Source organism: Sphaerisporangium sp. NPDC051017 (assembly GCF_040683095.1).
Taxonomy (GTDB): domain Bacteria; phylum Actinomycetota; class Actinomycetes; order Streptosporangiales; family Streptosporangiaceae; genus Sphaerisporangium.
Window position 1 is genome coordinate 29,708 of record NZ_JBFBCI010000055.1, and the last position, 13,616, is coordinate 43,323.

A 13,616-nucleotide genomic window follows, 5' to 3' on the forward strand; every position below is an offset into this window, starting at 1 on the left:
GCAGGAATGGCCCCGGCGATGCCGGCCACCGGCGGGTCGGCCCGGCCAAGCGGCGGTCACGGACATGATCATCAGGTAGCCACCGTACCGGCTACGGGCGGGTATCCCCGCATACCAGGGCATGCCGTAAATATCGCGCTACGGGTGAACCTGCCGTTGATTGTCCCCTGCGCGGAGGGGCGGCGGCCTCGCGTCAGGGGCTGAGGCCTGGTCTGGGCCGGGGCCCGGGACCCTGGTCAGGCGCGGAGGGCGGCGGCCTCGGCGGCGAGCTTCTCGACACGGGCCCAGTCGCCGGAGGAGAGCGCGTCCGGGGGCGTGAGCCAGGTGCCGCCGACGCAGCCGACGTTGGGCAGCGCCAGGTACTCCCGCGCGTTGTCCGGGCGGATGCCGCCCGTGGGGCAGAACCGCACCTCGGGGATCGGCCCGGCCAGCGCCTTGAGGTACGCGACCCCTCCCGCCGGACCGGCCGGGAAGAACTTCAGCTCGGTCAGGCCCCGCTCGGCGAGCGCGAGCACCTCGGAGGCGGTCGCCGCGCCCGGCAGGAACGGCAGCCCGCCGCCCTGCATCGCGTCGGCCAGTGCGGGGGTGGTGCCGGGGCTGACCAGGAACTTCGCGCCCGCGTCCACCGAGGCCCGCACGTCGGCGGGGGTCCGTACGGTGCCCGCGCCGATCATCGCCTCGGGGACCTCGGCCGCGATCCGCTCGATGGCGCCGAGGGCGGCCGGGGTGCGGAGCGTCACCTCGATGACCGGCAGGCCGCCCGTCACCAGCGCCCGTGCCAGCGGGACGGCCGTCTCCGCGTCGTCGATGACGACCACGGGGATCACGGGGGCGAGGTCGAGGATGCTCACGTGGTCGCGCTCCTTGCTTGCTGTGCGTGGAATGGGTGGGCCTCCGGGGATCCGGGGCGGGCACGGTGCGCCGTGGCGGCGGGGGACGGGTCCGTCCGCTGGGCGAGCCAGGCCGCCGCGCCGGTGAGCGCGGGCTGCTCGGCGACGATCGCCGAGGTCGCGATGCCCGTCAGGTAGCCGGACAGGACGAGGTTGGCCTCGAACCGGCGGCGGAAGTCGCTCGCGCGGATCCGGTCGGCGATCCTCGGCACGATCCCCCCTCCGAGATAGATACCGCCTCGCGCACCCAGCGTAAGGGCGACGTTCGCCGCGAAGCTTCCCAGAAGCCCGCAGAATACGTCTACCGTACGCGCGCACAGCGAATCATCCACGCGGGCCACGATCTCGGACGCGGGAAGCGGCGCGACCGGCGTGCCGTTCACCAGCGCGAGCCCGTGACGCAGGCGCGTCAGCCCGGGGCCGGACAGCAGGTGCTCGGCGTCCACGAACGCCATCCCGTCCGCCCGCAGCGCCCGCACGATCTCGTACTCCAGGTCGGTGACGGCGGGCGCCGTGACGTGGCCGCCCTCCCCGGGCACCGGGACCCAGCCGTAGCGGGCGGGGACGAGCCCGGCCACGCCGAGGCCGGTGCCCGGCCCGAGCACGGCCTTCACCATGTCCGGGGCGGGGGCGGGGCCGCCCAGGGACGCCAGGTCGCCGCCCTCCAGATGTGGCAGGGCCAGGGCCAGCGCCTCGAAGTCGTTCAGCAACTCCACGTGCGGGATGCCGAGGGCGGACACCGAGCCGGACCAGCCCGCGTTGGTGAGGCGGTAGCGGTCGCCGGCGACCGGCCCGGCGATGGCCAGGCTCGCCGCGGCGGCCCGCACCCCTCCGGCGTGGTCGCCGAGGTAGGCGTCCACCGCCTGCGGCAGCCCGTCGAACTCGGCCACCGCGAGCACGACGATCTTCTCGGGCCGCCCGCCGGGCCGGGTGACCAGGCCGAACCGGGCGTTGGTACCGCCGACGTCGGCGACCAGCCAGGGGGCCTCCGGCGTGGGCGAGCCGCTCACGCCCGTCCCTCCCCGCCGGCCGTCACGAGCGCCGCGGCCCGCGCCGCCTCCGCGTCGAGGCCGTTCGCGCCGCCCTCCGCGCCGCTCACGGCGAAGATCCCGGCGCCCCGCTCGGCCGGTCCCGCCGCGCGGCGGAACGCGGCGAACAGCTCGCGCCCGGTGCCCACCCACTCGTCGTCGCGCAGCGGCCGGCCCTCGGGGGTGCGCGAGGCCAGCTCGCCCTCGGGGAGCAGGACGTCGAGCGTGCCCGCGCCGGAGTCCAGCCGGACCCGGTCGCCCTCGCGCACCAGCGCGATCGGCCCGCCGTCCGCCGCCTCGGGCGACAGGTGGATGGCGGCCGGGACCTTGCCCGACGCGCCCGACATGCGCCCGTCGGTGACGATCGCCACGCGCTGGCCCCGGTCCAGCAGCACGGCCAGCGGCGGGGTGAGCTTGTGCAGCTCGGGCATGCCGTTGGCGCTCGGCCCCTGGTAGCGGATCACCGCGACGAAGTCCTGGCCGTCCAGCTCCCCGGCCTCGAACGCGGCGAGCAGCTCGGACTGGTCGTCGAACACCTTGGCCGGGGCCTCGATCACCAGGTGCTCGGGCCTGACGGCCGACACCTTGCTCACCGCGCGGCCGAGGTTGCCGCTGAGCATGTGGATGCCGCCGTCGGCCGAGAACGGGTCGGCGACCGGCCGCAGGACGTCCGGGTCGGCGCTGACGGGCGCCCGTTCCTCCCAGGCGACGCCGGCGCCGGTGAGCGCGGGCGCGCTTCGGTAGTGGCCGAGCCCGCGCCCGGCGATGGTGAGCACGTCCTCGTGCAGCAGGCCGGAGTCCAGCAGGTCGCCTATCAGCGCCTGCATGCCGCCCGCCGCGTGGAAGTGGTTCACGTCGGCCTGGCCGTTGGGGTACATGCGGGTGAGCAGGGGGACGGCCTTGGACAGCGCGGCCAGGTCGTCCCACAGCAGTTCGACGCCCGCCGCGGCGGCGATGGCGACCAGGTGCATGGTGTGGTTGGTCGACCCGCCGGTGGCCAGCAGCGCCACGGCGGCGTTGACCAGCGCCTTCTCGTCGACCACCTCGGCCACGGGGGTGTACTCGGGCCCGTGCGCGGTGATCTCGACGGCGCGCCGGGCCGCGGCCCGCGTGAGGCCGTCGCGCAGCTCGGTGCCCGGGTTGACGAAGGTGGAGCCCGGCAGGTGCAGGCCCATGACCTCCATGAGCACCTGGTTGGAGTTCGCGGTGCCGTAGAACGTGCAGGTGCCGGGGGAGTGGTAGGACTTGGCCTCCGCGTCCAGCATCTCGCCGCGCCCGATCTTGCCCTCGGCGAAGAGCTGGCGGGTGCGCGCCTTGACCTTGTTGGGCAGTCCGGACGGCATGGGCCCCGCGGGCACGAAGACGGCGGGCAGGTGGCCGAAGTGCAGCGCGCCGATGAGCAGCCCCGGCACGATCTTGTCGCAGACGCCGAGCAGCAGCGAGGCGTCGAACATGTCGTGCGACAGCGCGATCGCCGTGGCCATCGCGATGACCTCGCGGCTGTAGAGCGACAGCTCCATCCCGGCGCGGCCCTGGGTGACGCCGTCGCACATCGCGGGCACCCCGCCCGCGACGTGCGCCACGCCGCCCGCCTCGCGCACGGCCTCCTTGAGGATGGCCGGGTAGGTCTCGTACGGCTGGTGCGCCGACAGCATGTCGTTGTACGCAGTCACGATCGCCACGCCCGGACGCTCGGCGCCGCGCAGGACCAGCTTGTCGGCGGGGGAGCAGGCGGCGAACCCGTGGGCGAGGTTGGCGCAGCCGAGCGCCGTGCGGGCCGTGCCGCGCCGCTTCGCCTCGCGGGCGGCCTCGCCGACCCGGGCGAGGTAGACGTCGCGGGTGCGGGCGCTGCGCTCGGCGAGGCGCTCGGTGACCTCCTGGACGGTGCGGTTCACGGCAGGTCCTCCTCGTGCCAGGCACGGCCGCTGCGGCCGAGCAGTTCGCGGGCCGCCGCGGGGCCGCTGGTGCCGGCGGTGTAGGGCTCGGGGAGGGCGTCGCGCGACTCCCACGTGGCGATGATCGGGTCGATCCAGCTCCAGGCGGCCTCGACCTCGTCGCGGCGCATGAACAGCGTGGGGTTGCCGGCGAGCACGTCCATCAGCAGCCGTTCGTACGCCTCGGGCACGCGGGCGCGGAAGGTGTCGGCGAAGCTGAGGCTGAGCGGGACCGGGCGCGGGATGACGTCCCCGGCGCCGGGCTCCTTGGCCATGATGTGCAGGTGGATGCCCTCGCTGGGCTGCAGACGCAGCACCAGCCGGTTGGGGCTGCCACCGGGGAAGATCGAGTGCGGGACGTCCTTGAACTGGACGACGATCTCCGAGCGGCGGTAGGGCATGCGCTTGCCGGTGCGCAGGTAGAACGGCACGCCGGCCCAGCGCCAGTTCTTCACCTCGGCGCGGATCGCGGTGAACGTCTCCACGTGCCGCGAGGCGTCGGTCGGTGGGGTCTTGTCCGGCTCGTCCAGGTAGCCGGGGACGGCGCGCCCGTCCACCTCGCCGGCCGCGTACTGGCCGCGGACGGTGAACCGGTCGGCCTCGGTGCCGCTGATCGGCCGCAGCGCCTGGAGCACCTTGACCTTCTCGTCGCGGATCGACTCGCGGTCGCCCCGCGAGGGCGGTTCCATCGCGACCAGGCACAGCAGTTGCAGCAGGTGGTTCTGCACCATGTCGCGCAGCGCGCCCGCGTGGTCGTAGTAGCCGCGCCGCCCGGGCGTGCCCACCGACTCGGCGGCGGTGATCTGCACGTGGTCGATCCACAGGGAGTTCCAGATCGGCTCCAGGAACGCGTTCGCGAACCGCAGCACGAGCAGGTTCTGGACCGTCTCCTTGCCCAGGTAGTGGTCGATGCGAAAGATCTGGCGCTCCTCGAAGATGGCGCCGACCTCGTCGTTGATGCGCCGCGCGCCCTCGAGGTCGCGGCCGAGGGGCTTCTCGAGCACCACGCGGGAGCAGGGGGTCACCAGGCCCGCGGCGTGCACGGCGCGGCAGAACGCGCCGAACGTCATCGGCGGGCTGGCCAGGTAGAAGATCCTGTCGGAGCCCTCGCGCCCGGCGAGCATGCGGGTGAGCCGGCCCCATCCGGGGTGGGTCTGGGTGTCGGCGGTGACGTCGGCCGTGACGTGGTGCAGGCGGCCGAGGAAACGATCCCATCCCTCGGCGTCGTCGGCGTGCAGGCCGGGCCGCACCTCGGCCTCGACCTTGCCGCGGAAGTCGGCGTCGTCGAGCCCGGCGCGGGACAGGGCGATGATGCGGGTCTCCGGCGCGAGCCGCCCGTCGCGGTCGCTGTGATAGAGGGCCGGGAGCAGCTTCCGCATGGAGAGGTCGCCGGTGCCGCCGAACACGACGAGGTCGGCGGCGTGCGCCGTGGGGCGCTCGGGGGCCGCTCCGGCCGCGGCGGTGGCGGCGGGCGGCGGGGGCGCTGTCGATGGCTCAGGCACGGGGGTGCTCCGTCGTTCCGTCAACTAGGACAGATCGGACAGTAACCCGAACTTTGGCTGTGCACAAGCACGGTTTTGCATTTTCAGGTGAGGAACTTAGGAACGTTGAGTTACAAAAGAGGGTGTGATTAGACTTGGTCGATGGTTCGACGATCAGGCCCCGCGCTCGCCACGAGCGGTGAGGTGCTCCACCTCATCCGCAGCGGCGAGGCGGTGACGCGTGCCGACATCGGCAGGGTGACCGGCCTCTCGCGTCCCGCGGTGGCGCTGCGCGTCGGTGAGCTGCTGGAACGCGGCCTGGTCGTCGAGGACACCGAGGGCCCCTCCACCGGCGGCCGCCCACCCGCGCGTCTCGCGTTCAACGCCGCCGGGGGCGTCGTGCTGGTCGCCTCGCTCGGCGCGAGCCGCACCCAGGTCGCGCTGTGCGACCTCGCCGGGGCCGAGCTGGCCCGCACCGACCTGGAGATCGACGTCGAGCGCGGCCCCGGCGTGGTGCTGCCCATGCTGATGGACATCTGGGAGGACCTGCTGGACGGCCGGCCGATGTCCTCGGTGCGCGGCGCCGGCCTCGGCGTGCCCGCCACCGTCGAGTTCGCCGCGGGCCGCACCGAGAGCGCCCGGGTGATGGCGAGCTGGACGGGCGTGGTGATCCCACCGCTGATCTCCGCGCGCTACCCCGTGCCGGTGTTCGTGGACAACGACGTCAACGTCGTCGCGATGGGCGAGTACCGCGCGGCGTACGCGCGCGAGGTGGCCGACCTGCTGTTCGTGAAGGTCTCGACGCGCATCGGCGCCGGGGTGATCGCCGGGGGCGAGATCCTGCGCGGCGCGCTCGGCGCGGCCGGCGAGATCGGCCACATCCCCGTCCGCGACGGCGGCGGGGTGCTGTGCCGGTGCGGCAACATCGACTGCGTCGACTCGGTGGCGAGCGGCACGGCCATCCTGCGCGACCTGCGGGCGCGGGGCCGCGAGGTCGGCTCGCTGGCGGACGTCGTGACGCTGGTCCGCGCGGGCGACGCCGAGACGATGACGATCGTGCGCCGGGCCGGCCGCCTGCTCGGCGAAGTGATCGCCAGCGCCGTCAACCTGCTCAACCCGTCGGTCGTGGTGCTCGGCGGCGACGTCGCCGAGAAGTTCCAGCCGCTGGTCTCCGGCGTGCACGAGGTGGTCTACCGGCGCTCGACGGCGCTGTCCACGCGCAGCCTGCGCATCGAGCGCAGCCGGCTCGGGCCAGGCGCGGGCATCACCGGTTGCGCGCTGATGGTGATCGACCACATCCTGGCCCCCGAGGCGGTCGACGCCTCGCTCGGGGTCAGCGGCACGAGCCCATCAGGTGGCCCAGGGCCCGTTCCAGGTCACGCGGCCCGGCGGCCGGTACCGGCCAGGGGATTCGGATGAGCGTGGGCGACTCGCCGCCCGCGCGCACGGTCGCGCCGTAGCGGTCCAGCTCCCACAGCCACGCGTCCGGGGCGGGCTCGCCGGTCAGCGCCTCGACGGCCCGGCGGAGCGCCTCGCGGTGGGCCTCGTTCACGTGCCGCAGCATGCTCTCGGCGGCGTCCATGATCGGGTCGGGCTCGGTACCGAGGTAGTCGTCGGCGTCCAGCATGCCGGACTCGTCCCCTGTCAGGTAGATGACGAACCCGACGTCGACGCGGAACAGGCGGGGACCGCCGGGGCGGCCCTCCACGGCGGCGAACAGCGCCTCGTCGGGGCAGCGCCCGGCCACGGTGACGGCCGCCTCCCGGACGTCCGCGGCGGGCACCGCCTGCGCCCAGCCCTGCATCTTGAGCAGGCCGCGCGGGTGGTCCACCCCGCCGAGGCTGCGGGTCGCGGCGAGGTCGACGGTCACGACGACGTCCTCGGACGCCGGGACGGCGTGCAGCGGCTCACCGGGCTTGACCAGCAGCAACGGGCGCCCGGCGCGGTCCACCCCGCCGCGCGCCACGTGGGCCGAACCGGCGAGTGAGACGTGGGTCGGGGCGGCGGCCGACGCCAGGCCGCGGATACGTTCGGAGGTGGGGGGGACCGTCACAGGCATGGCGTGGCTCCTGGTGTCGTTCGAGTTCGCGTCGCGCGTGTAATTAAGGTTAGGCTTCCCTTACTTAGGCTTACCTAATCACAGCGAGGTCATCGTGCGCTACACAGGACCCAAGGTGCGGCTGTCCCGGCGGGCGGGGACGCCGCTGACGCGAAAGGCCGTCCGCTACTTCGAGAGGCGGCCGTACCCGCCCGGCGTGCACGGCCGCTCCACCAGCCGGCGCACCGCGGGCGACTACGGCGTCCGCCGGCTGGAGAAGCAGAAGCTCCGCTGGTACTACGACGTCTCAGAGAAGCAGATGCGCAGGTACTGGGACCTGGCGCTACGCCGTCCCGGCCGCTCCGGGGCCGAGCTGCTCACCATCCTGGAGAGCCGCCTGGCGTCCCTGGTGATGCGCGCCGGGCTGGCCCCGTCCATCTACGCGGCGCGCCAGTACGTCAACCACGGCCACATCACCGTCGACGGCCGCAAGGTCGACATCCCCAGCTATCTGGTGCGCCCCGGGCAGACCGTCGCCGTCCGGCAGAGGTCACGGGCCATGCAGCCCTTCGTCGCGGCGGCCGAGGGCATCTACGCCGACGAGATCACCGCGCCCTACCTCGACGTCGACCTCCGCGACCTGCGGTTCACGCTGGTCGGCAGGCCGGAGCGGACGCAGATCCCCGTCCTGGTGGACGAGCAGCTCGTCGTCGAGCACTACTCGCGCTGAGCGCGCCCCGGCCGGCCTGACGCGGCCACGCCGGGGCGCGCACCCCGGCGGGCCGCGTCAGGCCGGCGCCAGGAAGACCCACTTGCGGTACGACCAGAACCGGAAGAGGGTCCCGAGGACGTATCCGGCCAGGTTGGCGAGGTTGAGGCTCACCGGGTCGCGCAGCCCGAGGACGTGCTCGGCGAACGCGATGCACGCGAGCCCGGCCAGCAGCGCCAGGCCGTTCAGCAGGAAGAACAGCACGTACTCCCGGCCCATGCCGCCACGCGCGCGGTCGTGCCAGGTCCAGTGCCGGTTGGCGAGGTAGGCGAACGTCGTCGCGGCCACCGTGCCCGCCACCTTGGCCGCCGGCGGTCCCCAGCCGAGGGCGTAGTGCAGGAGGTTGAAGCCGCCGGTGTCGACCAGGGTGGCGACGACACCGACGGCCCCGAACTTCGCGACCTCGCCCGCCAGGGCGGCCCGCCGTTCGTGTGACCCGCTCACCGGGTCTCGGGCTCGGGCGCGAACCGCATCGCGGGCAGCGCCTCGCGTCCCGTGGGCGCCGGCCCCGGGACCGGCGGCGCGGCGGCCGCGACGGGCGCGCCGCGGAAGTGCCGCCGCACCCACAGCGGGCCCAGCACCAACAGAGCCAGGCCGGTCAGCGGGAACATGTTCGCGACCACCTGCTGCCACAGCGCCAGGTCCATGGGCGCGGGCGGCGCCTCCTGGATGCCGACGATCATGAACACCCGCACGGTGAAGATCGCCGCCAGCAGCGCCGTGCCGATCGCCACCCCCACGGCCCGCTTGGTGTACGCCCAGATCGCCAGCCAGATCAGCAGCGGGATCACGTACACCCAGTGGTGCTCCCAGCTCACCGGGGAGATCAGCAGCCCGGTGATCGCGGTCGCCGAGAAGCCGAGGAAGTCGGCGCCCCTGCGGAACGCGTACGCGGCGACCGCCAGGCCGTACGCCCCGACGGCCACCATCACGACCAGCCACCACTGCGAGAACGCGTCGCTGGCCAGCACCCGCGCCAGCATGCCCGCGAGCGACTGGTTCGGCGTGTCGAACACCCCGCCCGCGCGGGAGGAGTGGAACACCAGGCCGCCCCAGTACGTCAGCGAGTCGGCCGGACGCACCAGGAAGCCGATGGCCGCCGTGCCGAGGAACGCCAGGGTCGCGTTGCGCGCCGCGCCCCACCGGCGGGTGAGCAGCAGGTAGAGGATGAAGATCAGCGGAGTGACCTTGAGCCCGGCGGCGATGCCGATGCCGATGCCCTTCCAACGGCCCTCCGGCCTGCGGAAGTCCATGAGCACGAGCAGCAGCAGGAACATGTTGATCTGTCCGGCGACGAGCTGCACCCGCACCGGCAGCAGCCAGGCCGTCAGGATCAGCCCGGCGATCGTCAGCACGGCCCTGACCCGGCCGTCGCGGACGCCGGCGATGCCCAGCGTCATCCAGACCACGGCGCCGAGCGCCATCAGCGAGACGGCGTTCCACACCAGGCTTGCCGTCGCGGCGGGCAGGAACGACAGCGGGACGAAGAACAGGATCGCCGTGAGCGGCGGGTACAGGTACGGCATCGGGCCGTACAGCGGGCTCATCACCACCAGGTCGTACAGCGACTGGCCGTCGCGCACGGTGTGGCCGCTGGCCAGGTAGACGGTCAGGTCGACCGTCCACCGCTGGCTCCAGTACGAGTCGTGCCGGTAGACGTACGCGGCGATCAGCGCGAGCACCACCGAGGTGACCGCGACCGCGGACCAGGTGATCACCCGGAGCGGGAGGCGCGTGGCGGATATCTGGGGGGTGGACATGGTCATCCTCTCGATGTGCCGGTGAACGGCCGGCCGTAGTCCGGGCCGGATGGTGCGGCGGGGGAGGGGCCCTGGGGGCCCGCGAGCAGGTCCTCCCAGGTGGCGACCCGGATCAGCGCGTCCTCGACGCCGAGCCGGTCGAGCACGCCGAGCGCGTCGTACTCGTCGCAGCCGTTGAGCAGCAGGCTCACCGTCCCGCCGCAGACGCCGACCTCGTCGGACGCGCGCAGCTCGGCGCCGGGCGCCGGGACGGGACCGGCGGTGTAGCGGACCAGCGTCGCGAGGTCGGACCGCGCGTACCGGCGGTCGGGTGTGCCGCGCCGCCGGGACCGGTCGCCGCCGAGCTGGTGGGCTACCACGCCCGCCAGCAGCCGGGCGCTGCGCTCCCACCGCTCGCCCGGCTCGGGGGATCCCTGGTCGGCGCCGGCCGGGACCACGAAGATCGGCCCGCGGAAGCCGCGCCGGCGCCGCAGCTCGTGCCGGAAGGACGCCGACGGCGCGGCGACGGCCCGGCCGCGGCGGCTCCACCGGGCGAGCGGCCCGGCCAGGAAGCCCTCCAGCGCCGCCGCCGGCCAGAACCGCCCAGCGGGGGCCGGAGGGCGGCTGTCGTCGTGGACGACCTGCACGACCGGCACCCGCCGCCCGCTGATCATCGCCACGGCGAACGCCATGCGGCTCGTGCAGTCGACGACGGCGTCGAAGCGCTCGCCCCGGCGCAGCAGGCGCAGCACCGTGCGCGGGTACATGCCGAGCGCCTCGCCGGAGCGCAGCACCTCGATGCCGTCGATGACCTCGTGGGCCGCCGCCCCTGGTGGGCGGGTGGCGGCCCAGGTGACGTGCGTGCCCCACATCACCCAGAGCCGGGCGATCCGGTGCAGGTAGCGTTCCGCCGCCCCGGCCTGCGGGTGCCCGACGTCGCGCCGGCTCACGATCAGCACATGACGCCCGCCGAGGGGCCGGTCCGTGCTCATCTCCGTGCTCATCTCCGTGCTCATCGCGCGTCCGCCCGGTACAGGCGCAGCAGGTCGGTGAACGCGGGCACGCCGTCGTGCAGCGGCCGGAACGTCGAGCGCGTGTCGTCGGTCCACTCCACCGGGACCTCCACGATGCGGCCCCCGGCCTGGCGGATCCGCCGGAGCAGCTCGACGTCGAACGCGAACCCGCTCACGCGGCACCGGGCCAGCGCGTCCTGCACCGCGCGCCGCTCGAATATCTTGAACCCGCACTGGGTGTCGTGGACGCCCGGCAGCAGAGGACGGGCGAGCATGCGGAACACCGCGCCGCCGGCCCTGCGCCGCAGCGGCTGCGGGTGGACGAACCGGGCGCCGGGCGCGTGCCGGGAGGCGATGGCGGCGGCGGCCCCGTCCCGCAGCTCGGCCATCGCCCGGATCAGCGTCCGCACCGGGGTGGACAGGTCGGCGTCCACGAAGCCCGCGAACCGCGCGCCGCTGCCCGCGAGGCCCCGGCGCACCGCCGCGCCCTTGCCGGGACGCGAACAGCCGATGGCCACCGTTTCCACCCCGGACTCCACCAGGCCCCCGTCCGCGGCCCCCACCACGGCGGTCGTGTCGTCGGTGCTGCCGTTGTCGACCACCACGACCCGCGACCGCCACGGCTGCTCACCGAGGAACGAGGTCAGCGCGCGCAGCGTCTCCGGGAGGCGGCCCGCCTCGTTGAAGGCGGGCACGATCAGCTCCAGGTCCACGGCGGTCCTGGTGGGGGGCCTGCGCCCGGCGCGCGGGCCCGCCGTGGCGCCGGCCGGCCCGCCCGTCACGACGCACCGGTCCGTAACGCCGCGTCCGAGGTGCCGGGCCCGGTCGCGTCGGCGACCAGCGAACCGGCCGCCGTCCTGTCGCCGCTCTCGAACAACCGCGGGTGCGCCCGGCGGATCCCGCCGACCACCATGTCATACGGGACGTCGTCGAAGTCGCCGTGCGCGCGCAGGAACTCCATGTGCCGCCGGCCGTCCTCGTCGTACGGGTGGTACATGCTGTCGGCGCGGCCGTCGAACTCCAGCGGCTTGATCTTGTAGAGGGTGCACAGCATCTTGTTGAACACCGGCGTCGCCTTCACCCACCTGCCCTCCAGGAACACCGTGGTGAGGCTGTGGAAGCAGAACACGTTGCCGCCCATCAGCGCCTCCAGCCGGGGGGAGGCCAGGTGGTTGCGGACGTCGCCGTAGTAGATCCTGCTCGGTATGCCGACCGACCGGACGGCCGCCGCGTACACGATCGACTTGTGCACGCAAAAGCCCATCCCGCGCCGGATGGTCGAACTGGCCCTCAGGCCGTCGCGGGACAGGTCGGCGCCGTACACCTCGTAGTGGATGCCGTCCCGGACCGCGTAGTACAGCGCGCACGCCCGCTCGACGTCGGTCATGCCCGCGCCGCCGCCCGGCAGGGCCTTGGCGACGAAGTCCTGGACGATCTCGCTGTCGTGGTCGAGGAACTCGGTGACGCGCAGGAGGTCGTCACCGGGGGCGCCGGCGGTCCCGGCCGGGCCGACGGGGGTGACGGGGTGCGTCGATGGCGTCGATGGCATGGTCATCGTTGGCTCTCTTCCTCGCGTCTGTGTCAAAGGCCGATCATGCTGGCGATGCGCTGGCGCTGGATGTCGGAGGTGCCGGAGTAGATGGTCCCGCCGACCGCGTTGCGCAGGTCCTTCTCCAGGCCGTACTCGGCCGTGTAGCCGTAGCCGCCGAACACCTGGACGGCGGCCAGCGCGGAGGTCACGTTCCCCTCGCTGGCGAGTAGCTTGCTGATGGCGATGTCCACGGTGACGTTCTCGCCGTCGCGCAGCTTGGCGGCGGTGTCGTACAGCCACTTGCGCGCGGTCTCCGTCGCGATCTTCATCTCGACGATCTTGTTCGCGATCGACTGGTAGGCGCCGATCGGCCTGCCGAACTGCGTGCGCGTCCGCGCGTACCCGGCGCAGCGCTCCAGGCGGTGCTGCATCTCGCCGACGTTGACGATGAAGGAGCAGAGGATCTCCCACTTCATCACGTGGTCCATGATCAGGAACCCGGCGCCGGGGGACCCGACGACGTTCGCCGCCGGCACCCGGCAGTCGTCGAAGAACAGTTCGCACAGCGGCGAGGTGCGCAGGCCCATCTTCGCGACGGGCCTGCCCACGGTCAGCCCCGGCGTGTCCCGGTCCACCAGCAGCGCCGTGATCGCGGCGGGGCTGCCGCGCCTGCCGGTGCGCGCGTAGATGACGAAGACGCCGGCCACCGGGCCGTTGCTGACGAACGACTTGGCCCCGTTGAGGACGTACGCGTCGCCGTCCAGGACGGCCGACGTGCGCATCGCCATGACATCGGAGCCGCCTTCCGGCTCGGTGATGGCGTGCGCGCCGATCACCGAGCCGTCGCAGACGCGCCGCAGGTAGCGGTCCTTGATCGCGGGCGACCCGAACCGCTGCAACGGGACGCCGGTGCTCACCATGTGCGTCGACACCGAGAAGCTCAGCCCGCCGTCCCGGCAGGCGTACCCCAGCCCCTCCAGCACGTACATCGTGGTCAGCAGGTCCTGGCCGAGCCCTCCCCACGCGGGGTCGAACGGCAACCCGAACAGGCCGGTCTCGCGCAGGCGCGCCCAGCCCTCGCCGGGGAATCCGGCGACGGCGTCGCGCTCGACATGCTCCTTGCTGAGCACGTCGCCGAGACCCTCGATGGCCGCGCGCAGCGCGCGCTGATCCTCATTCCACACCATGATCCT

The 13,616-nt window shown here is 73.5% G+C and carries 13 protein-coding genes; 2 read left to right on the top strand and 11 right to left on the bottom strand.

Annotated elements, in window-relative coordinates:
• Positions 1 to 236 precede the first annotated feature (236 nt).
• Genes eda through zwf form a run of 4 tightly spaced genes read right to left on the bottom strand, consistent with a single transcriptional unit; the run spans position 237 to position 5,258 of the window.
• Positions 237 to 851 carry a bifunctional 4-hydroxy-2-oxoglutarate aldolase/2-dehydro-3-deoxy-phosphogluconate aldolase gene (eda, locus tag AB0M95_RS31955; RefSeq protein ID WP_363772617.1) on the bottom strand — a complete coding sequence of 205 codons (615 nt, stop codon included), beginning with the start codon at positions 849 to 851 and terminating at the stop codon, positions 237 to 239.
• Positions 848 to 1,900, bottom strand: a complete 1,053-nt coding sequence (locus AB0M95_RS31960; protein WP_363772620.1) for a glucokinase — start codon at positions 1,898 to 1,900, stop codon at positions 848 to 850. Before AB0M95_RS31960 ends, eda begins: the two co-directional genes overlap by 4 nt.
• Complete coding sequence (gene edd / locus AB0M95_RS31965; protein WP_363772623.1) at positions 1,897 to 3,813, bottom strand: phosphogluconate dehydratase; 1,917 nt, start codon at positions 3,811 to 3,813, stop codon at positions 1,897 to 1,899. The genes AB0M95_RS31960 and edd overlap by 4 nt, the downstream gene beginning before the upstream one ends.
• Positions 3,810 to 5,258, bottom strand: a complete 1,449-nt coding sequence (gene zwf, locus AB0M95_RS31970; RefSeq protein ID WP_363772700.1) for a glucose-6-phosphate dehydrogenase — start codon at positions 5,256 to 5,258, stop codon at positions 3,810 to 3,812. The genes edd and zwf overlap by 4 nt, the downstream gene beginning before the upstream one ends.
• Before the next feature lie 237 nt (positions 5,259 to 5,495).
• Between zwf and AB0M95_RS31975 the strand changes: the two genes are divergently transcribed.
• Entirely contained in the window at positions 5,496 to 6,752 is a 1,257-nt protein-coding gene (locus tag AB0M95_RS31975; RefSeq protein ID WP_363772626.1) for an ROK family transcriptional regulator, read from the top strand.
• Here AB0M95_RS31975 and AB0M95_RS31980 read toward each other — a convergent pair.
• Positions 6,667 to 7,392 carry a DUF2470 domain-containing protein gene (locus tag AB0M95_RS31980; protein ID WP_363772629.1) on the bottom strand — a complete coding sequence of 242 codons (726 nt, stop codon included), beginning with the start codon at positions 7,390 to 7,392 and terminating at the stop codon, positions 6,667 to 6,669. The genes AB0M95_RS31975 and AB0M95_RS31980 overlap by 86 nt on opposite strands.
• A 94-nt stretch (positions 7,393 to 7,486) precedes the next feature.
• Here AB0M95_RS31980 and rpsD point away from each other — a divergent pair, with 94 nt between their 5' ends.
• Positions 7,487 to 8,101: a 30S ribosomal protein S4 gene (gene rpsD, locus AB0M95_RS31985; RefSeq protein ID WP_363772632.1), complete on the top strand. Its 615-nt coding sequence runs from the start codon at positions 7,487 to 7,489 to the stop codon at positions 8,099 to 8,101.
• A gap of 57 nt (positions 8,102 to 8,158) precedes the next feature.
• On the opposite strand, the gene AB0M95_RS31990 is transcribed toward rpsD, so the two are convergent.
• From AB0M95_RS31990 to AB0M95_RS32015, 6 genes are read right to left on the bottom strand one after another with little or no spacing between them, the layout of a single operon-like run.
• The gene (locus tag AB0M95_RS31990) at positions 8,159 to 8,584 is read right to left on the bottom strand and encodes a GtrA family protein (protein WP_363772635.1); all 426 of its coding nucleotides are present in this window, start codon (positions 8,582 to 8,584) and stop codon (positions 8,159 to 8,161) included.
• On the bottom strand, positions 8,581 to 9,900 hold the full coding sequence (locus tag AB0M95_RS31995; protein ID WP_363772638.1) for a glycosyltransferase 87 family protein: 1,320 nt from the start codon (positions 9,898 to 9,900) through the stop codon (positions 8,581 to 8,583). Before AB0M95_RS31995 ends, AB0M95_RS31990 begins: the two co-directional genes overlap by 4 nt.
• 2 nt (positions 9,901 to 9,902) lie before the next feature.
• Entirely contained in the window at positions 9,903 to 10,883 is a 981-nt protein-coding gene (locus tag AB0M95_RS32000) for a glycosyltransferase family 4 protein (RefSeq protein WP_363772641.1), read from the bottom strand.
• An 8-nt stretch (positions 10,884 to 10,891) separates the two neighbouring features.
• Complete coding sequence (locus AB0M95_RS32005; RefSeq protein WP_363772644.1) at positions 10,892 to 11,674, bottom strand: glycosyltransferase; 783 nt, start codon at positions 11,672 to 11,674, stop codon at positions 10,892 to 10,894.
• On the bottom strand, positions 11,671 to 12,447 hold the full coding sequence (locus tag AB0M95_RS32010; protein ID WP_363772647.1) for a transglutaminase-like domain-containing protein: 777 nt from the start codon (positions 12,445 to 12,447) through the stop codon (positions 11,671 to 11,673). Before AB0M95_RS32010 ends, AB0M95_RS32005 begins: the two co-directional genes overlap by 4 nt.
• A 26-nt stretch (positions 12,448 to 12,473) precedes the next feature.
• Entirely contained in the window at positions 12,474 to 13,610 is a 1,137-nt protein-coding gene (locus AB0M95_RS32015; RefSeq protein WP_363772650.1) for an acyl-CoA dehydrogenase family protein, read from the bottom strand.
• Positions 13,611 to 13,616 lie beyond the last annotated feature (6 nt).

Bases quoted from the DNA above. Each gene is read 5' to 3' on its own strand.
- AB0M95_RS32015 (WP_363772650.1), bottom strand. From the start codon at position 13,610: ATGGTGTGGAATGAGGATCAGCGCGCGCTGCGCGCGGCCATCGAGGGT.
- AB0M95_RS31980 (WP_363772629.1), bottom strand. From the start codon at position 7,392: ATGCCTGTGACGGTCCCCCCCACCTCCGAACGTATCCGCGGCCTGGCG.
- AB0M95_RS32000 (WP_363772641.1), bottom strand. From the start codon at position 10,883: ATGAGCACGGAGATGAGCACGGACCGGCCCCTCGGCGGGCGTCATGTG.
- AB0M95_RS31995 (WP_363772638.1), bottom strand. From the start codon at position 9,900: ATGTCCACCCCCCAGATATCCGCCACGCGCCTCCCGCTCCGGGTGATC.
- AB0M95_RS32010 (WP_363772647.1), bottom strand. From the start codon at position 12,447: ATGACCATGCCATCGACGCCATCGACGCACCCCGTCACCCCCGTCGGC.
- AB0M95_RS31975 (WP_363772626.1), top strand. From the start codon at position 5,496: ATGGTTCGACGATCAGGCCCCGCGCTCGCCACGAGCGGTGAGGTGCTC.